Origin of the sequence: Pseudomonas sp. UBA6323, from assembly GCF_002439135.1 — a bacterium.
Taxonomy (GTDB): Bacteria; Pseudomonadota; Gammaproteobacteria; order Pseudomonadales; family Pseudomonadaceae; genus Aquipseudomonas.
Genome location: NZ_DJSX01000058.1, coordinates 68057 through 89227 on the forward strand (window position 1 = coordinate 68057; position 21171 = coordinate 89227).

At 64.4% G+C, this 21171-nt stretch carries 22 protein-coding genes; all 22 read left to right on the plus strand.

Annotated features, from left to right (window positions below; genetic code table 11):
- The first annotated feature begins 66 nt into the window (after positions 1-66).
- Positions 67-1284 (plus strand): GspF family T2SS innner membrane protein variant XcpS, encoded by a 1218-nt coding sequence (xcpS, locus tag B3P22_RS13555; protein ID WP_296271330.1) that lies wholly within the window; start codon positions 67-69, stop codon positions 1282-1284.
- A 3-nt stretch (positions 1285-1287) separates the two neighbouring features.
- On the plus strand, positions 1288-1713 hold the full coding sequence (gene gspG / locus B3P22_RS13560) for a type II secretion system major pseudopilin GspG (RefSeq protein ID WP_197855879.1): 426 nt from the start codon (positions 1288-1290) through the stop codon (positions 1711-1713).
- 130 nt (positions 1714-1843) lie between these two features.
- A complete protein-coding gene (gene gspH, locus B3P22_RS13565) occupies positions 1844-2314 on the plus strand; it encodes a type II secretion system minor pseudopilin GspH (RefSeq protein WP_419096434.1) in 471 nt (156 codons plus the stop codon).
- The gene (gene gspI / locus B3P22_RS13570) at positions 2311-2694 is read left to right on the plus strand and encodes a type II secretion system minor pseudopilin GspI (protein ID WP_296271331.1); all 384 of its coding nucleotides are present in this window, start codon (positions 2311-2313) and stop codon (positions 2692-2694) included. The genes gspH and gspI overlap by 4 nt, the downstream gene beginning before the upstream one ends.
- Positions 2694-3404: a type II secretion system minor pseudopilin GspJ gene (gspJ, locus tag B3P22_RS13575; protein ID WP_296271332.1), complete on the plus strand. Its 711-nt coding sequence runs from the start codon at positions 2694-2696 to the stop codon at positions 3402-3404. Before gspI ends, gspJ begins: the two co-directional genes overlap by 1 nt.
- On the plus strand, positions 3401-4372 hold the full coding sequence (gene gspK, locus B3P22_RS13580) for a type II secretion system minor pseudopilin GspK (protein ID WP_296271333.1): 972 nt from the start codon (positions 3401-3403) through the stop codon (positions 4370-4372). Before gspJ ends, gspK begins: the two co-directional genes overlap by 4 nt.
- A complete protein-coding gene (gene gspL, locus B3P22_RS13585; RefSeq protein ID WP_296271334.1) occupies positions 4369-5508 on the plus strand; it encodes a type II secretion system protein GspL in 1140 nt (379 codons plus the stop codon). Before gspK ends, gspL begins: the two co-directional genes overlap by 4 nt.
- A 5-nt stretch (positions 5509-5513) precedes the next feature.
- Positions 5514-6035: a type II secretion system protein M gene (locus B3P22_RS13590; protein WP_419096435.1), complete on the plus strand. Its 522-nt coding sequence runs from the start codon at positions 5514-5516 to the stop codon at positions 6033-6035.
- 579 nt (positions 6036-6614) lie between these two features.
- Positions 6615-7388 (plus strand): ABC transporter substrate-binding protein, encoded by a 774-nt coding sequence (locus B3P22_RS13595; RefSeq protein ID WP_197855872.1) that lies wholly within the window; start codon positions 6615-6617, stop codon positions 7386-7388.
- Positions 7389-7573: 185 nt separating this feature from the next.
- The gene (locus B3P22_RS13600) at positions 7574-8263 is read left to right on the plus strand and encodes an ABC transporter permease (RefSeq protein WP_197855871.1); all 690 of its coding nucleotides are present in this window, start codon (positions 7574-7576) and stop codon (positions 8261-8263) included.
- A 10-nt stretch (positions 8264-8273) separates the two neighbouring features.
- Positions 8274-8972 (plus strand): ABC transporter permease, encoded by a 699-nt coding sequence (locus B3P22_RS13605; protein WP_296271336.1) that lies wholly within the window; start codon positions 8274-8276, stop codon positions 8970-8972.
- A gap of 28 nt (positions 8973-9000) precedes the next feature.
- Positions 9001-9765, plus strand: a complete 765-nt coding sequence (locus tag B3P22_RS13610) for an ABC transporter ATP-binding protein (protein WP_296271348.1) — start codon at positions 9001-9003, stop codon at positions 9763-9765.
- A 55-nt stretch (positions 9766-9820) separates the two neighbouring features.
- Positions 9821-10801 carry a transcriptional regulator ArgR gene (argR, locus tag B3P22_RS13615; protein WP_296271337.1) on the plus strand — a complete coding sequence of 327 codons (981 nt, stop codon included), beginning with the start codon at positions 9821-9823 and terminating at the stop codon, positions 10799-10801.
- A 349-nt stretch (positions 10802-11150) separates the two neighbouring features.
- The gene (locus B3P22_RS13620) at positions 11151-12371 is read left to right on the plus strand and encodes an aspartate aminotransferase family protein (RefSeq protein ID WP_296271338.1); all 1221 of its coding nucleotides are present in this window, start codon (positions 11151-11153) and stop codon (positions 12369-12371) included.
- A gap of 124 nt (positions 12372-12495) precedes the next feature.
- Positions 12496-13512 (plus strand): arginine/ornithine succinyltransferase subunit alpha, encoded by a 1017-nt coding sequence (aruF, locus tag B3P22_RS13625; RefSeq protein WP_296271339.1) that lies wholly within the window; start codon positions 12496-12498, stop codon positions 13510-13512.
- An 88-nt stretch (positions 13513-13600) separates the two neighbouring features.
- Positions 13601-14617 carry an arginine N-succinyltransferase gene (gene astA, locus B3P22_RS13630; RefSeq protein ID WP_197855865.1) on the plus strand — a complete coding sequence of 339 codons (1017 nt, stop codon included), beginning with the start codon at positions 13601-13603 and terminating at the stop codon, positions 14615-14617.
- Between the two features lie 62 nt (positions 14618-14679).
- Positions 14680-16143, plus strand: a complete 1464-nt coding sequence (astD, locus tag B3P22_RS13635; protein WP_296271340.1) for a succinylglutamate-semialdehyde dehydrogenase — start codon at positions 14680-14682, stop codon at positions 16141-16143.
- Complete coding sequence (gene astB / locus B3P22_RS13640; protein WP_296271341.1) at positions 16143-17489, plus strand: N-succinylarginine dihydrolase; 1347 nt, start codon at positions 16143-16145, stop codon at positions 17487-17489. Before astD ends, astB begins: the two co-directional genes overlap by 1 nt.
- A 55-nt stretch (positions 17490-17544) precedes the next feature.
- Positions 17545-17826 carry a topoisomerase II gene (locus tag B3P22_RS13645; protein ID WP_197855862.1) on the plus strand — a complete coding sequence of 94 codons (282 nt, stop codon included), beginning with the start codon at positions 17545-17547 and terminating at the stop codon, positions 17824-17826.
- A gap of 17 nt (positions 17827-17843) precedes the next feature.
- On the plus strand, positions 17844-18857 hold the full coding sequence (astE, locus tag B3P22_RS13650) for a succinylglutamate desuccinylase (protein ID WP_296271342.1): 1014 nt from the start codon (positions 17844-17846) through the stop codon (positions 18855-18857).
- Positions 18858-19620: 763 nt separating this feature from the next.
- Positions 19621-20625 carry a low-specificity L-threonine aldolase gene (ltaE, locus tag B3P22_RS13655; protein WP_296271343.1) on the plus strand — a complete coding sequence of 335 codons (1005 nt, stop codon included), beginning with the start codon at positions 19621-19623 and terminating at the stop codon, positions 20623-20625.
- A 267-nt stretch (positions 20626-20892) separates the two neighbouring features.
- On the plus strand, positions 20893-21171 hold a 279-nt coding region (locus tag B3P22_RS13660; protein WP_296271344.1), incomplete at its 3' end, for an alanine--tRNA ligase-related protein.

A 21171-nucleotide genomic window follows, 5' to 3' on the forward strand; every position in this document is an offset into this window, starting at 1 on the left:
GGTCTTGACCGCGAATTGGCGACCCGCTGCCGATTTGGCCACCTTCAATGGATATACGAGCTAGCCATGGCCGCCTTTGAATATATCGCCCTGGATGGGCGCGGCCGCCAGCAGAAGGGCGTGCTCGAGGCCGACAGCGCACGTCAGGTGCGCCAGTTGTTGCGCGAGCGGCAGTTGGCACCGCTGGAGGTCAAGGCCACTCGCAGCCGCGAGCAGAGCAGTGGCGGGGCGCGCCTGGGTCTTGCTCGGGGTCTGTCGGCGCGCGATCTGGCCCTGGTCACCCGCCAGTTGGCAACGCTGATCCAGGCGGCGCTGCCCATCGAGGAAGCACTGCGCGCCGCTGCCGCTCAATCCACCAGTTCGCGTATCCAGGGCATGTTGCTGGCGGTGCGTGCCCGCGTGCTGGAAGGGCACAGCCTGGCCGGCAGCCTCAAGGAATTCCCGGCCGCCTTCCCCGAGCTGTACCGCGCCACCGTGGCGGCGGGTGAGCACGCCGGGCACCTTGGCCCGGTGCTGGAACAGTTGGCCGATTACACCGAGCAGCGCCAGCAGTCGCGGCAGAAGGTACAGCTTGCACTGCTTTATCCAGTGATCCTGATGTGCGCCTCGTTGCTGATCGTCGGCTTCCTGCTCGGTTATGTGGTGCCGGATGTGGTCAAGGTGTTCGTCGATTCCGGGCAGACATTGCCAGCGCTGACCCGGGGGCTGATCGCCCTGAGTGACTGGGTCAAGGCCTGGGGGCTGGTTGCGCTGGTCGCGCTGATATTGGCGGTGATCGCCTTGCGCGCAGCGCTGCGTGACGAGGCCTTCCGCCTGCGCTGGCACCGCTTGCTGCTGCGCCTGCCGCTGATCGGGCGGCTGGGCCGCGCCACCGATTGCGCGCGTTTTGCCTCGACCCTGGCCATTCTCACTCGTAGCGGCGTGCCGCTGGTGGAGGCGCTGGCTATTGCCGGCGAGGTGATCGGCAACCGGGTGATTCGTGGCGAGGTGCTGGTGGCCGCGCAGAAAGTGCGCGAGGGCGGCAGCCTGACTCGGTCGCTGGAGGCCACGGGGCAGTTTCCGCCGATGATGCTGCACATGATCGCCAGCGGAGAACGCTCCGGCGAGCTGGATCAGATGTTGGCGCGCACGGCGAAGAACCAGGAAAACGACCTCAGCGCGCAGATCGCCTTGCTGGTCGGATTGTTCGAGCCGTTCATGCTGGTTTTCATGGGGGCAGTGGTGCTGGTGATCGTGCTGGCCATCCTGCTGCCGATTCTTTCGTTGAACCAAATGGTGGGGTAGCAGGTGAGAAAAGCTCAGACAGGTTTCACGCTTATCGAAATCATGGTGGTGGTGGTGATTCTCGGGATTCTCGCCGCACTGGTAGTGCCGCAGGTGATGAGCCGGCCGGATCAGGCCAAGGTCACCGCCGCGCAGAACGACATCCGCGCCATCGGTGCGGCGCTGGACATGTACAAGCTCGACAACCACAACTACCCCAGCACCCAGCAGGGGCTGGAGGCGCTGGTGAACAGGCCGAGCGGCAACCCGCCGGCGAAGAACTGGAACAAGGACGGCTACCTCAAGCGCCTACCGATCGACCCTTGGGGCAATCCCTATCAATACCTGGCGCCTGGCACCAAGGGTGCCTTCGATCTCTACTCGCTCGGCGCTGACGGCAAGCAGGGCGGCAGCGACTTGAACGCCGATATCGGCAACTGGGATCTCTGACCCGATCATGTCGCCGTTCGCCTGTAGGAGTGAGTGTCGCGAGCGAAGCGTTCGACAACGCCCATGTTCGCGAGCAGAGCTCGCTCCTACAAACCTTGGTCAGCGCGGTTTCACCCTCATCGAGCTGCTGGTGGTGCTGGTCATCCTCGGCAGCCTGATCGGCCTGGCGATGTTCAGCACCGGCATCGCCGGGCCGTCGCGCGAGTTGCGTAGCGAGGCCGAGCGGCTCAGCGGGCTGATCGGCGTGCTGGTCGACGAAGCGGTGCTGGACAACCGCGAATACGGCCTGAGCTTCACCCGTGAGGGCTACCGGGTGATGCGTTACGACCCGCTGCGCGCCGAGTGGCAGGCGCTCGATAGCCAGGCCCATCGCTTGCCGGAGTGGGCCGAGTTGTCGTTCGAGGTCGAGGGCGAGGCGCTCGCTCTGCCGGCAACGAGCAGTACGGGCGCGCCGCAGCTGCTGATTCTCTCCAGCGGCGAGCTGACCCCGTTTCGCCTGCGTCTGGGCGAACGGCGGCGCAATGGCTTGCGCCTGCAATTGTCCAGCGACGGCTTTGGCCTGCCGCGTGTCGAGGAGCTGGGTGTGGGGCGCGCTGGATGAAGGGCGCGCGCGGTTTTACGCTGCTCGAGGTGCTGGTGGCGCTGGCCATCTTCGCCCTGGTCGCCGCCAGCGTGCTGACTGCCAGTGCGCGTAGCGTACGTACGGCCGCTCAGCTGGAAGACAAGACCCTGGCCATGTGGGTGGCCGACAATCGCCTGACCGAGTTGCAGCTGGCCGACACGCAACCGGCCGATGGCCGCGACCAGGGCCAGGTGGCGTTCGCCGGGCGTCGCTGGCTCTGGCAGAGCGAGATCCAGGCGACCAGCGAGCCGGCCATGCGCCGTGTGACGCTTTGGGTCGCCGCTGAGGCGCGCGGCGCTAGCGGCGATCTGCGTGAGCGGGCACTGGTCAGCCTCAGCGGCTTTCTCGGAAGTCCATGATGACGCGACGCACCCTGTGGGAGCGGCCTTGGCCGCGAAAAAAACCGGCACCACGAGCCTCGGCTGGCTTCACCCTGCTGGAGCTGCTGATCGCTATCGCCATCTTCGCCCTGCTTGGGCTGGCCACCTACCGCATGCTCGACAGCGTACTCAGCGCCGATGCCGTCACCCGTGAGCACGAGCGCCAGTTGCGTGAGTTGACCCGTGCGCTGTCAGCCTTCGAGCGCGATCTGCGCCAGGTGACGGTGCGGCCAATTCGCGATGCCTTCGGTGATGCCCAGCCGGCATTGCACAGCGATCTGGCCGATGCCACGGCGCTGGAGCTGAGCCGTGCTGGCTGGCGCAACCCGCTCGGCCAGTCGCGAGCCGAGGTGCAGCGTGTGCGCTGGCAGCTCAGTGGCGAGCAATGGCAGCGGCGTTATTGGCGTGTGCTGGACCGCGCGCAGGACAGCGCACCGCAAATCCAGCAGGCGCTTGATGGCGTCGAGTCGCTGAGCCTGCGCTACCTGGACAAGGACGGGCAGTGGCAGCCCGACTGGCCCCCGGCCAATGCGACCGGCGATGGCCTGCTTACCGAACTGCCGCGTGCGGTGGAGCTGCGCCTGCAGCATCGTCGCTATGGCGAGCTGCGTCGCCTACTACGCCTGCCTGATCTGCCGGTGCAGAACCGTAGCGGTGCGGGCGATCCGGCCGAGGCGCCACAGTCATGAAGCGCCAGAGCGGCGTAGCGCTGATCACCGTACTGCTGGTGGTCGCCGTGGTCACGGTGGTCTGCGCCGGGCTGATCGCCCGGCAGCAGCTGTCGATCCGCAGCAGCGCCAACCAGTTACACGTGACCCAGGCCTGGCACTACGCACTGGGTGGCGAGACCCTGGCCAAGGCGGTACTGGAACGAGATCTGCGCCGCGGCGATCCGCGTCAATCGGTGGATCATTCACTGGAAGCCTGGGCCAGGCCGTTAAAGTTCCCGCTGGACGAGGGCGGCGAGCTGCGTGTGCGTATTGTCGACCCCAGCGGGCGTTTCAATCTCAACAGCCTGGTGCGCCAGGGGCGCCCCAACGAGTTGGCGGTGCTGCGCCTACGTCGCTTGCTGCTGCGCCTGGGAATCGACAAACCTTATGCCGAGCGCCTGCTGGACTGGCTCGATAGCGACAGCGAACTGCAGGGCAGCAATGGCGCGGAGGATGGCCAGTACCTGCTGGCGACACCGCCATACCGTGCGGCCAACCGCGAGATCACCGACGTCTCCGAGTTGCGCCTGTTGCTGGAGATGGAGGAGGCCGACTATCGCCGTTTGCTGCCCTTCGTCAGCGCGCTGCCGAGCGAGGCGCTGCTCAACGTCAACACGGCCAGCGCCATGGTGCTTTCCAGTTTGTCCGATGGTTTGACGCCGGATGCGGCGCTGGCGCTGATCGCCGCGCGGGGCGCCGATGGCTACGCCAGCCCGGCAGCCTTTGCCGCGCAGCCTGCGCTGGCCGGGTTGGGTGAGCAGGTGGCGCAGGGGCTGGCGGTCGGCAGCCTGCATTTCGAGGTGTTCAGCGAGGTCAGCCTGGGCGAGCGCCGCGTGGTCTTGCGCAGCCTGTTGCAGCGCAGCAATGATGGTCAGGTCAGCGTCCTGGCGCGTGACCTGGGGCAGGGCGGGATGCCGCCAGCGCCGATCGAGGAAGAACAAGAATGACACCCCTATGGATTTTCCTGCCGCCCGAGGCGTGCCACGAACTGTCCGCGGACCTGCCCTTGCAGTGGGTCGCGGCAGATGACAGCCGCTCATTGAGCCTGTCCGAGGCCCTGGCGGATTTGCCCGCGCACTGGGAGCTGGTGCTGCCGGTGGAGGCCGTTACCGCATGCGCCGTGCAATTGCCGACGCAGAAGGCACGCTGGATGCGCCAGGCGCTACCGTTCGCGGTGGAGGAACTGCTCGCCGAGGACGTCGAGCTGATGCATCTGGCCCTGGGCGAGCGCCTGGACGATGGCCGACATCGGGTCTATGCCGTGCGCGCCGCCTGGCTACGTGAATGCCTGGCGCTGTTCGCCGCGCAGCCGCCACAGGCCATCCGCGTCGACGCCGACCTGCTGCCGCGCCACGGCAGCCAACTGCTCTGGCTACACTCGCGTTGGTTGCTGGGGGGCGAGGCGCCCTGGCGTCTGGCCCTGCAAGGTGATGACTGGCCGGCGCTGGCAGGGCGTTGCACGCCACCCTGCGTCGCGCGAGCGCCGGCCGGCCAGGCGCTGCCCGAGCCGGTCGATGAACGGCAACAAGTGGCGGAGGCGCATCAATGGCTGGTGCAACAGGGCGGTGGCGTCGACCTGGCGCAGGGCGCGTTCGCATTGCGCCAGAGTGCTGGGAGTTGGTTGCGCTGGCGCCCGCTGGCCGGGGTGCTGGCGCTGTGTCTGGTTTTGCAGTGGGGCTTCAATCTGGCGCAGGGCTGGTACCTGCAGCGTGAGGCCGATGCCTACGCCGCGTCCAGCGAGGCGCTGTATCGCCAGCTGTTTCCGCAGGACAACAAGCTGATCAACCTGCGTGCGCAGTTCGATCAGCATCTGGCGCAGTCTGCCCGCAGTGACAGCCCGCTACTCGGATTGCTTGCCGAGGTAGCTGCCGCTTTGAATGCCGATGGCGCTGCACAGGTGCAGGTCAACCAGCTCGACTACAGCGCGATTCGCGCCGATTTGTCGCTGCAGTTGCAGGCGCCCGGGTTCGCCGAGTTGGAACGCTTGCGCGAGCGCCTGGAGGATTCGGGGCTGTCCGTGCAGATGGGCTCGGCCAGCCGCGAGGCGGAGGGTGTCAGCGCGCGCGTGGTGATAGGAGGATGACCGGCATGTCGAAGATGGGCCTGAGCGAAAGCCTGCAACAGCAATGGCAGCGTTCACCATTGGCGCTGCGCTGGCAGACACTGCCGGCGCGTGATCGTCTGGCGCTGTTGGCGCTGGGCGTGTTCCTGTTGCTGGTGCTGTTCTACCTGGCGTTGTGGCAGCCGGCGCAGCGCCACGCACAGGACGCTCGCGCCGCGTTCGAGGAGCAGCGCGCCCTGTATGCCTACCTGCAAAGCCGTGCGCCGCAGGTACAGGGCCTTGACCAGCAGCCACGCGCCAGCATCGACCCGGCACGCCTGCAGGGTGTGGTAGCGGCCACTGCGGCCGAGCAGGGGCTGGTGATCGAGCGCCTGGATGCCGAAGGTTTTGGTGCGGTACAGGTCAACCTGCAGCCGGCGGCGTTCGCCCAGTTGTTGCGCTGGATCGAGGCGCTGGAAGGGCAGGGCATACGCGTCGAGGAAGCCGGGCTGGATCGCGCCGAGGAGAACCGCGTCATCGCGCGCCTGAGCCTGCGTGCTGGCGAGTGATCCGGTGCATCTGTTGGCAAGCAATCCCGCCACTCCCACTCCCACAAAGGCGGGAGCCCAAGTGTGGGCCACTTGGGTTCCCACCTGCGCGGGAATGACGGTTGTCGTGGAATGACGACGGCTGTTGCACGACCTGTTATCTGCGCACGGCGAAACCTACAGCCGACGGCCCTGGCGGTAACAACGCGCACCCGATTGGGCGGTTCGGGAACGTCGGCGCCCCGCTAAGGTGCCAATGATGACTTTCAATGGAACCGTGAAACGGCCCTAGCGCCCATGCTGTGGCGGTTTCGTAATTTATGGCCTGAGTATTGCTGTAGATATCCGTTTACCTTTTTCTGCTTGATCACTCCTTTTGCTAGCTGTCAATATCTGCCCTCGGCGCAGCCAGCGCTTCTGTAATTAGTTGTCGCATTGAGGAAATATCGCCTCATTGCCTGCCGCTAGAATGCCGCTCACCCAGCCAAGGCCCCTTTGCCGCTTGTCCACCACGACAGCGCAGCACCGCCTTCTACAATCCATAAAAGGCCCGGGCCCCTCACTGCCATCGATGTCATACCCAATTCGAAGGAGCAAAGAATGAAGAAGATCGCACTGCTCGGCGCCCTGGCGCTGTCCCTGATGTCGCCCCTGGCGCTGGCCGAGAAGCCGCTGCGCATTGGCATCGAGGCGGCCTATCCACCCTTCGCATTCAAGACTCCCGATGGTCAGATCGCCGGCTTCGACTACGACATCGGCAACGCCCTGTGCGAAGAAATGAAGGTCGAGTGCAAGTGGATCGAGCAGGAGTTCGACGGTCTGATCCCGGCGCTGAAGGTGCGCAAGTTCGACGCCGTGCTGTCGTCCATGTCGATCACCGAAGATCGCAAGAAGTCCGTGGACTTCACCGGCAAGTACTACGCCACCCCGGCCAAGCTCGCGATGAAAGCCGGTACCGAGCTCAAGGACCCGCTGGTCGACCTGAAAGGCAAGAAGATCGGCGTGCAGCGCTCGTCCGTGTACGACCGTTACGCCACCGACATCTTCGCTCCGGCCGGTGCCGAAATCGTGCGCTACAGCTCGCAGAACGAAGTGTTCCTGGACATGCAGTCCGGCCGCCTCGACGCCACCCTGGCCGACTCGGTGAACATCGATGACGGTTTCCTCAAGACCGACGGTGGCAAGGGCTTCGCCTTCGTAGGTCCGGACTTCACCGACGTGAAGTACTTCGGCGAAGGCCAGGGCATTGCCGTGCGCAAGGGCGACAAGGCACTGGCCGACAAGATCAGCGCCGCCATCCTGGCCATTCGCGCCAATGGCAAGTACAAGGAAGTGCAGGACAAGTACTTCGACTTCGACGTTTACGGCGAGTAAACGCTTCGAGGCAGATTGAAGTGGCACTAACCTTTGCCGAGGTTGTGCCACTTTTTTCTTGGTTAATCCTGTAGAGCAGCTGCCTGTTCGCCTGTACTGGCGTTCAGGTGTTGTACGCCGCTTGGGCGACATCATTTTCCTTTGTGCTATACGGCGCCATCGCGGTGCCTGAGAGGTATTGGCGCATGCTTCAAGGCTACGGCTCGACCATTCTCGATGGTGCCTGGCTTACCGTGCAGTTGGCGCTGCTGTCGATGGCGGTCGCCGTCGCGCTTGGCCTGCTCGGTGCGGCTTTTCGTCTGTCACCGGTGAAATGGCTGGCCCTGATGGGCGAGACCTACGCCACGGTGATTCGCGGTATTCCCGAACTGGTGTTGATTCTGCTGATTTTCTTCGGCGGTCAGGACCTGGTGAACCGCATCGCCCCGCTGCTGGGGCATGAGGATTACATCGATATCAATCCATTCGTGGCGGGTGTCGGCACGCTGGGCTTCATCTACGGTGCCTATCTGTCGGAAACCTTCCGCGGCGCCTTCATGGCCATCCCCAAGGGGCAGGGCGAGGCAGGCATGGCGTATGGCATGAGCCCGCTGCGGGTGTTCTTGCGCATCCTCGTGCCGCAGATGATCCGCCTGGCGATTCCCGGCCTGACCAACAACTGGCTGGTGCTGGTCAAGGCCACCGCGCTGATCTCCCTGGTCGGCCTGCAGGACATGATGGCCCGCGCCAAGAGCGCTGGTGATGCGACGCGCGAGCCATTCACCTACATCCTCCTGGCGGCAGCCGTGTACCTGGCGATCACCAGTGTCTCGCTGCTGGTGTTGCGCTATCTCGAGCGCCGCTATTCGGTCGGCGTGAAAGCCGCCGAGCTCTGAGGGAGTGACCATGCTTTTCGATTACAACGTGGTACTCGACAGCCTGCCGCTGTATTTCGGTGGCGTGCTGGTGACCCTCAAGCTGTTGCTCATTGCGCTGGCCGTGGGCCTGTTGCTGGCAGTGCCGCTGGCGATCATGCGGGTGTCCACGCAGAAACTGATCAACTTCCCGGCGTGGCTCTACACCTATGTGATCCGTGGCACGCCGATGCTGGTGCAGTTGTACCTGCTGTACTACGGCCTGGCCCAGTTCGAGAGCGTGCGCGAGAGTTTCATGTGGCCTTACCTGTCCAGCGCCACCTTCTGTGCCTGTCTGGCCTTCGCCATCAATACCAGTGCCTACACGGCTGAGATCCTAGCGGGCAGTCTCAAGTCCACGCCGCACGGCGAGATCGAGGGGGCCAAGGCCATGGGCATGTCGCGCAGCAAACTGTATCGGCGCATCCTGCTGCCGTCTGCGTTGCGCCGCGCGCTGCCGCAGTACAGCAACGAGGTGATCATGATGCTGCACACCACGAGCCTGGCCTCGGTGGTGACCCTTATCGACATCACCGGTGCTGCCAAGACCGTCAGCTCGCAGTACTACCTGCCATTCGAAGCCTACCTCACTGCCGGCCTGTTCTACCTGGCGCTGACCTTCATCCTGGTGCGCCTGTTCAAGCTGGCCGAACGCCGCTGGCTGGCCTACCTGGCGCCGCGCAAGGCCTGATGCCATGACGATTCAAGAGACCCCGAACATGTACAAACTCGAAGTTCAGGACCTGCACAAGCGCTACGGCAGCCATGAGGTGATCAAGGGCGTGTCCATGGCGGCCAAGGCCGGCGACGTGATCAGCATCATCGGCTCCAGCGGCTCGGGCAAGAGCACCTTCCTGCGCTGCCTGAACCTGCTGGAGCAGCCGCATGCCGGCAAGATTCTGCTCAACGGTGAAGAGCTGAAGCTGGTGCCAGCGAAGGACGGTTCGTTGCGCGCCGCCGATGCCAGGCAGTTGCAGCGCATGCGCTCGCGCCTGGCCATGGTGTTCCAGCACTTCAACCTGTGGTCGCACATGAGCGCCCTGGAGAACGTGATGGAGGCGCCGGTGCATGTGCTCGGCGTGAGCAAGGCCGAGGCCCGCGACAAGGCCGAGCACTACCTGGCCAAGGTTGGCGTGGCGCATCGCAAGGATGCCTACCCGGCGCACATGAGCGGTGGCGAGCAGCAGCGCGTGGCCATTGCCCGTGCTCTGGCGATGGAGCCGGAGGTGATGCTGTTCGACGAGCCGACTTCGGCACTCGACCCGGAGTTGGTCGGAGAAGTGCTCAAGGTGATGCAGGACCTGGCCACCGAAGGCCGCACCATGGTGGTGGTGACCCACGAGATGGGGTTTGCCCGCGAGGTGTCGAATCAGCTGGTGTTCCTGCACAAGGGGTTGGTGGAAGAGCGCGGTTGCCCGAAGGAAGTGCTGGCCAATCCGCAATCCGAGCGGCTCAAGCAGTTCCTTTCCGGTAGTCTCAAATAATAAGAAGCTAGACTGCGCACTGAACCGGTGCACAGCGGACCTTGAACAGACACTAATGACCCCCCATCGAATTGGCTTTTTGTACTGGCCTGGCACCAAGGCTTTGACTCTGTCTCTGGCGGAGGAGGCCTTGCGCGTCGCCCAGCGGGTGCATCCGGAAGTTGTGTACGAGCTGGTGTTCCTTCAGGCCGAGCCGCTGGCGGCCGGTGACTGGCGTCTACCGGGCGAGCCCTGGGCCGGGCACCTGGACGGGCTGGACAAGCTGTTCCTGCTTGCCGATGCGCCACCAGCGCAGGTGTCCGCCGGCCTGGCGGCTGCGCTCAAGCAGCAGGTGCGTAGCGGTTGCGTGATTGGCGGGCTGTCTGCCGGGGTCTATCCGCTGGCCCAGCTTGGTTTGCTCGATGGCTATCGCGCCGCGGTGCACTGGCGTTGGCAGGATGATTTCTCCGAGCGCTTCCCCAAGGTTATCGCCACCAGCCATCTGTTCGACTGGGATCGTGATCGCCTGACCGCCTGCGGCGGCATGGCCGTGCTCGATCTGCTGCTGGCGCTGCTGGCGCGCGACCACGGTGCCGAACTGGCTGGTGCGGTGAGCGAGGAACTGGTGGTCGAGCGCATTCGCGAGGGCGGTGAGCGTCAGCGCATTCCGTTGCAGAATCGCCTGGGCTCCAGCCACCCGAAGCTGACCCAGGCCGTGCTGCTGATGGAGGCCAATATCGAGGAGCCGCTGACCACCGACGAGATCGCCCAGCACGTGTGCGTGTCGCGTCGGCAGCTGGAGCGCATCTTCAAGCAGTATCTCAATCGTGTGCCCAGCCAGTACTACCTGGAGCTGCGCCTGAACAAGGCGCGCCAATTGCTGATGCAGACCAGCAAGTCGATCATCCAGATTGGCCTGTCCTGCGGGTTCTCCTCGGGGCCGCACTTCTCCAGCGCCTACCGCAACTTCTTCGGCGCCACGCCGCGCGATGACCGCAATCAGCGCCGCAGCAACAGCCCCTTCGAGCTGACCCCCAGCCCCGTCGAGCGCGGTTGATTCGTCTCGTAGGCGCGAGCTGTAGCCCGGATGAAATCCGGGGGTATCTGACGTCGATCCCGGATTTCATCCGAGCTACGCAAGCGAGCGTTTCGATACCGACCGGTCAAGCTGCGGAGATTTTTCCCCGCGGCGTGCTCCTAGCAGCGATCTGCGATTAAACTGCGCCTTTCCGACGCTTTCTGTCGCTTGGACGAAAACCCGCGGAAAACCTGGGGTGGCGCTGTAAGAAGTTGTCGCATGGCGACAATGCCGGCCCTGATTCAGTCCCTACAATCCTTGCATTCCCAGTCGTTTCGGGCGTTTCGCCGCCTGCCTGCGACCGGTATTTCTCATCAGGAGAGCTTTGATGTCCGTTCAGCACGATGCGGTGCAACGCGCCGACTTCGACCAGTTCATGGTCCCCAACTACGCCCCTGCTGCCTTCGTCCCTGTGCGCGGCCTGGGTTCGCGAGTCTGGGATCAGAGCGGCCGAGAGCTGATCGACTTCGCCGGCGGCATCGCCGTCAACGTGCTGGGCCACTGCCACCCGGCGCTGGTCGCGGCGCTGACCGAGCAGGCCAATACCCTGTGGCACATCTCCAACGTCTTCACCAACGAGCCGACCCTGCGCCTGGGCAAGAAGCTGGTCGAGGCGACCTTCGCCGAGCGCGTGTTTTTCTGCAACTCCGGCGCCGAGGCCAACGAGGCCGCGTTCAAGCTGGCGCGTCGCGTCGCCCATGACCGTTTCGGCGCGGAGAAGCACGAAATTATCGCTGCCACCAACAGCTTCCACGGCCGCACCCTGTTCACCGTCAGCGTCGGTGGCCAGCCGAAGTACTCCGACGGTTTCGGGCCGAAGATCCAAGGCATCACCCACGTGCCGTACAACGATCTGGAAGCGCTGAAAGCGGCCATTTCCGACAAGACCTGCGCCGTGGTGCTGGAGCCGATTCAGGGCGAGGGTGGTGTGCTGCCGGCGGACAAGGCCTACCTGGAAGGCGCTCGCGAGCTGTGCAATGCGCACAACGCGCTGCTGGTGTTCGACGAGGTGCAGAGTGGCATGGGCCGTACCGGCGAGCTGTTCGCCTATATGAACTACGGCGTGGTGCCGGACATTCTCTCCAGCGCCAAGAGCCTGGGTGGCGGTTTCCCCATCGCGGCGATGCTCACCACCACCGAGCTGGCCAAGCATTTCGCGCCGGGCACCCACGGCACCACTTATGGCGGCAACCCGCTGGCCTGTGCGGTCGGTGAGGCGGTGTTGGACATCGTCAACACCCGCCAGACGCTGGATGGCGTCAAGGCCAGGAGCGAACAGTTCAAGACCCGTCTGCTGGCGCTGGGCAAGCAGTACGGCCTGTTCGAGCAGGTGCGCGGCATGGGCCTGCTGCTCGGCTGCGTGCTCAATGCCGAGTGGGTGGGCAAGGCCAAGCAGGTGCTCGACGCGGCCACGGCTGAAGGCCTGATGGTTCTGCAGGCCGGCCCGGACGTGGTGCGTTTCGCCCCGAGCCTGGTGGTCGACGAGGCCGATATCGAAGAGGGCCTGGCCCGTTTCGAGCGTGCGCTGGGCAAACTGACGACGGCCTGAGTCTTCGTTGACATGCTGTGGGAGGGGCTTTAGCCGCGACAATCGCCGCTGAAGCGTTTCCCGCGGCTGTCCGCCCGACCCTGACTACGAATCTTGCAGCTTCCGTGTTTAGAAGGAGTGACCCATGCTGGTGATGCGCCCTGCGCAAATGGCGGACCTGGCGGATGTGCAGCGACTGGCTGCCGACAGTCCGGTGGGGGTCACTTCATTGCCGGACGATGCAGGCCGGCTGGGCGACAAGATCGCCGCATCGGAGGCATCCTTCGCCGCCGAAGTCAGTTTCAATGGTGAGGAAAGCTACTTCTTCGTCCTCGAGGACACCGACAGCGGTCGACTGGTCGGCTGTTCCGGCATCGTCGCCTCGGCTGGCTATTCCGAACCCTTCTACAGCTTTCGCAACGAAACCTTCGTGCACAACTCGCGCGAGCTGAAGATCCACAACAAGATTCACGTGCTGTCGCTATGTCACGACCTGACCGGCAACAGCCTGCTCACCAGTTTTTACGTCGAGCGCCCGCTGGTCAGCAGCGTATTCGCCGAACTCAATTCTCGCGGACGCCTGCTGTTCATGGCCGGGCATCCGGAGCGTTTCGCCGATGCGGTGGTGGTGGAGATCGTCGGCCACAGCGACGAGAGCGGCGATTCACCGTTCTGGGATTCGGTGGGGCGCAACTTCTTCGACATGACCTACGCCGAGGCCGAGCGCCTGTGCGGCCTCAAGAGCCGCACCTTCCTCGCCGAGCTGATGCCGCATTACCCGATCTACGTGCCTCTGCTCTCCGACGAGGCGCAGGAGGCCATGGGGCAGGTGCATCCGCGGGCGCAGATCACCTTCGACATCCTCATGCGTGAAGGCTTCGAGACCGATCACTACATCGATATCTTCGACGGTGGCCCGACCCTGCATGCGCGCACCTCGGGCATTCGCAGCATTGCGCAGAGCCGTCTGGTTCCGGTGAAGATCGGCGAGGCCGAGACCGGTGGTCGCCAGTATCTGGTCAGCAACGGCCAGCTGCAGGACTTCCGCGCCGTCGTCGTCGATCTCGACTGGGTGCCGGGCAAGCCTGTCACCCTGAACGCCGCGACCGCAGAAGTGCTCGGCGTGGGCGAGGGCGGCAGTGTTCGCCTGGTGGCGGTTTGAATCGAAGCGGCAGTCCCAGGCTGTAAGCCAGCCTGGCTTCTGACTTGTAGCTTGGCGCTTGAAGCCAATAGCTGATCCGGAGGATCCAATGATTGTTCGTCCCGTGCGCAGCGCCGACTTGCCGGCCCTGATCGACCTGGCTCGCAGTACCGGCGCCGGCCTGACCACGCTGCCGGCCAACGAGGAGCGCCTGGCTCATCGGGTCGGCTGGGCGGAGAAGGCCTTTCGCGGCGAGGCTGAGCGTGCCGATGCCGACTACCTGTTCGTACTCGAGGACGATGCCGGCAAGGTGGTGGGCATTTCTGCGGTGGCCGGCGCGGTCGGCCTGCGCGAGCCTTGGTACAACTACCGCGTCGGCCTGACCGTCAGTGCTTCGCAGGAACTGAACATCCATCGCCAGGTGCCGACGCTGTTCATGGCCAACGACCTGACCGGCAATTCCGAGTTGTGCTCGCTGTTCCTGCACGCCGATCACCGCAGCGGCCTCAATGGTCGATTGCTGTCGAAGGCACGTCTTCTGTTCATCGCCGAGTTTCGCGAGCTGTTCGGCGACAAGGTCATTGCCGAGATGCGCGGCATGTCGGACGACCGCGGGCGTTCGCCGTTCTGGGAAAGCCTCGGTCGGCATTTCTTCAAGATGGAATTCTCCCAGGCCGACTACCTCACTGGTGTTGGCAACAAGGCCTTCATCGCCGAGCTGATGCCCAAGTTTCCGCTTTACACCTGCTTTCTCTCCGAAGATGCGCGCGCCGTGATCGGTCGTGTGCACCCGGATACCGAGCCAGCACTGGCCATGCTCAAGGCCGAGGGTTTCAGTTATCAGGGCTATGTCGACATCTTCGACGCGGGCCCGGCCATCGAGGCGCAAACCGCGAAGATCCGTGCCGTGCGTGACAGCCAGAACCTGGTCCTGGCCATCGGCACGCCAGGCGACGACGCCGAGCAGTTCCTGGTGCACAACCGCAAGCGTCAGGACTGCCGCATTACCGCCGCGCCGGCGCGCCTGGCGGCCGGCACCCTGGTGGTCGATCCGCTGACCGCCAAGCGTCTGCGCCTTTGGGCGGGTGATCAGGTACGCGCGGTGCCGCTGGCGGCACACGGCTGAGTTATGGGTTTGTGCGGCGGCCCACGCAGGCTGCTGGAAAATGCTGGGAGTGGTAGAACAAGATGAACACTCATTACATCGCAGGTCAGTGGCAGTCCGGTCAGGGCGAGCCGCTGCAATCGCTCGATCCGGTCAGCCAAGCCGTGCTCTGGCAGGGCCAGGGCGCCACTGCTGCGCAGGTCGACGCTGCCGTTGCTGCTGCGCGCGGCGCGTTCTCGCTGTGGGCTGCGCATTCGCTGGATGGCCGTATCGCGGTGCTGGAGCGCTTCGCCGCCTGCCTGAAAACGCGTGCCGACGAAGTGGCGCGGGCGATCGGTGAAGAGACCGGCAAGCCGCTGTGGGAAGCTGCCACCGAAGTGAACAGCATGGTGGGCAAGGTTGCCATTTCCATCCAGAGCTACCGCGAGCGCACCGGCGATAAGAGCGGCCCGCTGGGCGATGCCACCGCCGTGCTGCGGCATAAACCACATGGCGTGGTGGCGGTGTTCGGCCCCTACAACTTCCCCGGTCACCTGCCCAACGGGCATATCGTGCCGGCCCTGCTGGCCGGTAACTGCGTGCTGTTCAAGCCCAGCGAACTGACGCCGAAGGTGGCCGAGCTGACCGTGCAATGCTGGATCGAGGCCGGGCTGCCCGAAGGCGTGCTCAGTCTGCTGCAGGGTGGCCGCGAAACCGGCGTGACCCTGGCCGGCCACCCCGGTATCGACGGGCTGTTCTTCACCGGCTCCAGCCGCACCGGCAACCTGCTGCATGCGCAGTTCGCCGGCCGTCCGGACAAGATCCTGGCGTTGGAGATGGGCGGCAACAACCCGCTGATTGTCGATGAGGTGGCCGATGTCGACGCCGCGGTCTACACCATCGTGCAGTCTGCATTCATTTCTGCCGGCCAGCGCTGCACCTGCGCGCGCCGTCTGCTGGTGCCGCAGGGGGAGTGGGGTGACGCCCTGCTGGCGCGGCTGGTGCAGGTTGTCGGACAGATCAAGGTCGGTCGCTTCGACGAGCAGCCAGCGCCGTTCATGGGCTCGGTGATTTCCCTGCAGGCCGCCGCGCAGCTGATGCAGGCGCAGAAGAACCTGCTGGCTGGTGGCGCCACGGTGCTGCTGGCAATGACCCAACCACAGGCGGGCGCCGCGTTGCTTACGCCCGGCATCCTCGATGTCACGGCGGTTGCCGAGCGTGCTGACGAGGAATTTTTCGGCCCGCTGCTGCAGGTGATCCGCTACGAAAGCTTCGAGTCCGCCATCGCCGAAGCCAATGCCACCGCTTATGGCCTTGCGGCGGGGCTGCTGTCCGACTCGCGCGCGCGCTTCGAGCAATTCTGGCTGCATAGCCGCGCCGGCATCGTCAACTGGAACAAGCAGCTCACCGGGGCCGCCAGCACTGCACCCTTCGGCGGTATCGGCGCCTCGGGCAATCCCCGCGCCAGTGCCTACTACGCCGCGGATTATTGCGCCTATCCGGTGGCCGGGCTGGAGAGCGAAAGCCTGGCCCTGCCCGCGACCCTGACCCCGGGAGTGACTCTGTGATGGCCGCCTATGAGATGAACTTTGACGGCCTGGTCGGGCCGACGCACAACTACGGTGGGTTGTCCTACGGCAACGTCGCCTCGCAGAGCAACAGCCAGGTGGTGTCGAGCCCCCGGGAAGCGGCCAAGCAGGGCCTGGCGAAGATGAAGGCGCTGATGGACATGGGCTTCAAGCAGGGCGTACTGGCCCCGCAGGAGCGCCCGGACGTCGCTGCGTTGCGCCGTTTGGGCTTCACTGGCAGCGATGTCGAGGTGATCCAGCGCGCTGCGCGTGAGGCCATGCCGCTGCTGGTGGCAAGCTGCTCGGCATCGAGCATGTGGACGGCCAATTCCTGCACCGTCAGCCCCAGCGCCGACACGGCGGATGGGCGCGTGCACTTCACCGCCGCCAACCTCAACTGCAAATTCCACCGCAGCATCGAGCACCCGACCACCAGCCGCGTATTGCAGGCGATGTTCGCCAATCAGGCCCATTTTGCCCATCACCCGGCGCTACCGGCCGTGGCGCAGTTCGGCGACGAGGGCGCGGCCAACCACACGCGCTTCTGCAAGGGTTATGGCGATGCCGGGGTCGAGTTCTTCGTCTATGGGCGCAGCGCCTTCGATACCCGTTACCCGGCGCCGGCACGCTATCCCGCGCGGCAGACTCTGGAGGCCAGCCAGGCCGTGGCGCGCCTGCATGGGCTGAGCGAGGCCGGCGTGGTCTATGCCCAGCAGAACCCGGCGGTGATCGATCAGGGCGTGTTCCACAACGATGTGATCGCCGTCGGCAACGGTGAGGTGCTGTTCTATCACCAGGACGCCTTCCTCGATACCGACAAGGTTCTCGCTGAGCTGGGCGACAAGCTGGCGCGGCGTGGTGGCAATTTCCAGGCCGTGTGCGTGCCGGGCGCTGCGGTCAGCGTGCAGGACGCGGTGCGTTCCTACCTGTTCAATAGCCAGCTGCTGACCCGAGCCGACGGCAGCATGCTGCTCATCGTGCCGGAAGAGTGCCGCAACAACGCCAGCGTCTGGCGCTACCTGCAGCAACTGACTGCCAGCGGCGGGCCGATCCGCGAGGTGCGTGTATTCGACCTCAAACAGAGCATGCAGAACGGCGGCGGCCCGGCCTGTCTGCGCCTGCGCGTGGCGCTCAACGAACAGGAACTGGAGGCGGTCAATCCGGGCGTGGTGATGAGCGATGCGTTGCACGATACCCTGGTGGCCTGGGTCGACAAGCACTACCGCGACCGCCTGAGCGAAGCCGACCTGGCCGATCCGCAATTGCTGAGCGAATCGCGCACGGCATTGGATGAACTGACGCAGATCCTTAAACTGGGCTCGGTCTATCCTTTCCAACTGAACTGACCCACAGGGTGGATGTCGCTTGTTACATCCACCTCAGAACTCTCTCGGAGATTTTATGAGCGATGCGCTGCAACTGATTCTTGAAGATAACGACGGCACCCAACTGGAAACCTCCTGCAGCCGCTTCGCCGTGGTATGGCAAGGCAAGGAGTTGTGGGTCCAGGCCGTTGGTGATCAGTTGCTGATCGGTGTCGACGTGGAGGAGGGCGATACCGAGTACGCCAACCTGCTGCTGCGTCCGCAGGCCACCAACCTGGTCAGCCTGCAACTGGAGATGGAATCGGCGCTCGCCGATGACGACGATGATCATGTCCATGGCCCGGACTGCAATCATTAAGCCCTGAGGAGTATCCGATGCTTGCCCTCGGCAAACTGCTTGAACTGACCCTGGCCGGCCATGAGCCGTCGGCGAAGATTCAACTGACGCCCGATGGTACGCGTCTGCGCTGGCTGGACGAAGGCGCGCTGGAGGTGACCCCGCCTGCGGCGCGCGACAATGGCCTTGACCTGCTGCTGTCGGCCGGCATCCACGGCAACGAAACCGCGCCGATCGAATTGCTCGACCGTCTGCTGCGCGGCATCGCGCGGGGCGAGCTGCACCCTGCGGCGCGCATTCTCTTTCTGTTCGGCAACCCCGAGGCCATGCGCCGTGGCGAGCGTTACCTCGAGCAGGACCTCAATCGCCTGTTCAGTGGGCGTCACGAGCAGTCCAGCGGCTTCGAGGCCATCCGCGCCTGCGATCTGGAGCACCTAGCCGTCAATTTCTTCGGCAAGGACACCGGCCGCACGCGTCTGCACTACGACCTGCATACCGCAATCCGCGCCTCCAGGATCGAGCAGTTCGCTCTCTATCCGTGGCAAGAGGGGCGCGCGCATTCGCGTCGTGAACTGGAGCGCCTGCGCGCTGCCGGTATTGAGGCGGTGTTGCTGCAGAACAAGGCGTCGACCACATTCAGTGCCTACACCTACGCGCAGCTCGGTGCCGAAGCCTTTACCCTGGAGCTGGGCAAGGCCCGTGCCTTCGGACAGAACGAGCTGGTCAACCTCGACCTGCTGGAGAACGCCCTGCACGCGTTGATCGAAGGTCGCGAGGTGATCAGCGGCGAGCCGACGCTCGATGGCATGCAGCTGTTTTCGGTCTCGCGTGAAGTCATCAAGCACAGCGACAGCTTCCAGCTACACCTGCCGGCGGATATCGAAAACTTCACCGAGCTGGAGCCTGGCTACCTGCTCGCCGAGGATATCGCCGATACCCGCTGGATCGTCGAAGAGCAGGGCGCGCGTATCATCTTCCCCAACCCCAAGGTGAAGAACGGCCTGCGCGCCGCCATCCTGATCGTCCCTGCCGATGGTGCCGGCCTGGTGTAGCCTGAATGCAATTCTCGGCTGATTTTTTCCATCCGGCCAAGTAGCGGCGGGCTTTTGTGGGAGCGGGCTTGTCCGCGAATGGAGTGGAGAAAAACATCGCGGCCAAGGCCGCCCCCACAGCTTCATCGCTCGGATCAACCCGGGGTTCTAGCCCTTGCCCCGGATGCAATCCTCCCGGTTTTTCCAACCAGCCAAGTAACGGCGCGCTTCTGTAGGAGCGGACTTGTCCGCGAATGGCGCGGAGAAGAAACATCGCGGCCAAGGCCGCTCCCACAGCTTCGTCGCTCGGATCAATCCGGGGTTCTAGCCCTTGCCCCGGATGTAATCCTCCCGGTTTTTCCAACCAGCCAAGTAACGGCGGGCTCTTGTGGGAGCGGACTTGTCCGCGAATGGCTCGGAGAAGAAACATCGCGGCCAAGGCCGCTCCCACAGCTTCGTCGCTCGGATCAAACCGGGGGTTTCCGACCCTTGCCCCGGATGCAATCCTCCCGGTTTTTCCATCCGGCCAAGTACCGACGGGGCGCTTGTGGGAGCGGACTTGTCCGCGAATGGCGCGGAGAAGAAACATCGCGGCCAAGGCCGCTCCCACAGTTTCGTCGCTCGGATCAAACCGAGGGGTTCCCGGCCCCTTGCCCCGGATTGCATCCGGGCTACCCGCTGAAGCGCCTCCCAGGCTAATCCGCTTTTTACCTTCAACTGTACCTTTCACCGCCCGAACGAGCGCTTTAGCATGGACCTTTCGCCAAAGAACGGAAAGCCAGCCATGCCCCTGATCGACCTGCGTAGCGACACCGTCACCCAACCTACCGCCGCCATGCGCGAAGCCATGATGGCCGCCGAGCTGGGCGACGATGTGTACGGCGAAGACCCCACAGTGAACCGTTTGGAGTCCTGGCTGGCGGCCGAGCTAGGCTTCGAGGCGGCGCTGTTCGTGCCCACCGGTACCATGAGCAATCTGCTCGGTCTGATGGCGCATTGCGAGCGCGGTGACGAATATATCGTCGGTCAGCAGGCGCACACCTACAAATACGAGGGTGGCGGCGCCGCGGTGCTCGGCTCCATCCAGCCGCAGCCGATCGACGGCGAGGCCGATGGTTCGCTGGACCTGGCCAAGGTCGAGGCGGCGATCAAGCAGGACGACTTCCACTTCGCTCGCACCCGTCTGCTAGCCCTGGAAAACACCATGCAGGGCAAGGTGCTGCCCCTCGAGTATCTGGCGGCTGCGCGGGAATTTACCCGCCGCCGCGGCCTCAGCCTGCATTTGGATGGTGCACGCCTGTACAACGCAGCGGTCAAGTTGGGTGTGCCGGCACGCGAAATCACTCGGCATTTCGATTCGGTCTCGGTATGCCTGTCCAAGGGCCTTGGTGCGCCGGTCGGTTCGGTACTCTGTGGCAGTGCGGAATTGATCGCCAAGGCGCGGCGTCTGCGCAAGATGGTCGGCGGTGGCATGCGCCAGGCCGGCGTACTGGCGGCGGCGGGGTTGCATGCGCTGCAGCATCAGGTCGAGCGCCTGGCCGAGGATCACGCCAACGCGGAGCGCCTGGGCGTAGCACTGAGCGAACTGGGCTACAGCGTCGAGCCGGTACAGACCAATATGGTCTATGTGCAGCTTGGCGAGCGTGCCGGGCAGATCAAGGCCTTCATGGCCGAGCGCGGCATCGCCGTCAGCGCCGCGCCACGTCTGCGTCTGGTCATCCATCTGGACGTCAGCGCCGAGCAAATCGAGCAGGTGATCGAGGCCTTTGCCGCTTTTCGCTCGCTTTGAGTCGTAACCGCAGCGCCCGATAGGCGCTTGCTATCAACAAGGCACTAGCCGCGCGCGGTGGGCCCGATATAATGCGGCCCTTTGCAGACTGCGTGAAAACTGCTGCGCTCGGTCATGCTGCGTTAAAAACCGGCTCAGAATGCTCATTTACACCCGTAAACTGCGCTTCTTCTCCGTTTTTTGCCTTGCCTGACCTTCGCTCGCTACGTTTTCACTTTGTCTGCTTCGCCGGCTTTGCCGTGGCCGCCTGATTCCGTGGATATCCCTATGAAAAGCGCAGAAATCCGTGAAGCCTTCCTGAGCTTCTTCGAAGAAAAAGGGCACACCCGTGTCGCTTCCAGCTCGCTGATCCCGGCGAACGACCCGACCCTGCTGTTCACCAACGCAGGCATGAACCAGTTCAAGGACTGCTTCCTGGGCCTGGAAAAGCGCGCCTATACCCGCGCCACCACCAGCCAGAAGTGCGTGCGTGCCGGCGGCAAGCACAACGACCTGGAAAACGTCGGCTACACCGCGCGCCACCATACCTTCTTCGAAATGCTGGGC

Coding starts and splice junctions, on each gene's coding strand:
- xcpS (WP_296271330.1), top strand. CDS start 67: ATGGCCGCCTTTGAATATATCGCCCTGGATGGGCGCGGCCGCCAGCAG.
- gspI (WP_296271331.1), top strand. CDS start 2,311: ATGAAGGGCGCGCGCGGTTTTACGCTGCTCGAGGTGCTGGTGGCGCTG.
- gspJ (WP_296271332.1), top strand. CDS start 2,694: ATGACGCGACGCACCCTGTGGGAGCGGCCTTGGCCGCGAAAAAAACCG.
- gspK (WP_296271333.1), top strand. CDS start 3,401: ATGAAGCGCCAGAGCGGCGTAGCGCTGATCACCGTACTGCTGGTGGTC.
- gspL (WP_296271334.1), top strand. CDS start 4,369: ATGACACCCCTATGGATTTTCCTGCCGCCCGAGGCGTGCCACGAACTG.
- B3P22_RS13590 (WP_419096435.1), top strand. CDS start 5,514: ATGTCGAAGATGGGCCTGAGCGAAAGCCTGCAACAGCAATGGCAGCGT.
- B3P22_RS13595 (WP_197855872.1), top strand. CDS start 6,615: ATGAAGAAGATCGCACTGCTCGGCGCCCTGGCGCTGTCCCTGATGTCG.
- B3P22_RS13600 (WP_197855871.1), top strand. CDS start 7,574: ATGCTTCAAGGCTACGGCTCGACCATTCTCGATGGTGCCTGGCTTACC.
- B3P22_RS13605 (WP_296271336.1), top strand. CDS start 8,274: ATGCTTTTCGATTACAACGTGGTACTCGACAGCCTGCCGCTGTATTTC.
- B3P22_RS13610 (WP_296271348.1), top strand. CDS start 9,001: ATGTACAAACTCGAAGTTCAGGACCTGCACAAGCGCTACGGCAGCCAT.
- argR (WP_296271337.1), top strand. CDS start 9,821: ATGACCCCCCATCGAATTGGCTTTTTGTACTGGCCTGGCACCAAGGCT.
- B3P22_RS13620 (WP_296271338.1), top strand. CDS start 11,151: ATGTCCGTTCAGCACGATGCGGTGCAACGCGCCGACTTCGACCAGTTC.
- aruF (WP_296271339.1), top strand. CDS start 12,496: ATGCTGGTGATGCGCCCTGCGCAAATGGCGGACCTGGCGGATGTGCAG.
- astA (WP_197855865.1), top strand. CDS start 13,601: ATGATTGTTCGTCCCGTGCGCAGCGCCGACTTGCCGGCCCTGATCGAC.
- astD (WP_296271340.1), top strand. CDS start 14,680: ATGAACACTCATTACATCGCAGGTCAGTGGCAGTCCGGTCAGGGCGAG.
- astB (WP_296271341.1), top strand. CDS start 16,143: ATGGCCGCCTATGAGATGAACTTTGACGGCCTGGTCGGGCCGACGCAC.
- B3P22_RS13645 (WP_197855862.1), top strand. CDS start 17,545: ATGAGCGATGCGCTGCAACTGATTCTTGAAGATAACGACGGCACCCAA.
- astE (WP_296271342.1), top strand. CDS start 17,844: ATGCTTGCCCTCGGCAAACTGCTTGAACTGACCCTGGCCGGCCATGAG.
- ltaE (WP_296271343.1), top strand. CDS start 19,621: ATGCCCCTGATCGACCTGCGTAGCGACACCGTCACCCAACCTACCGCC.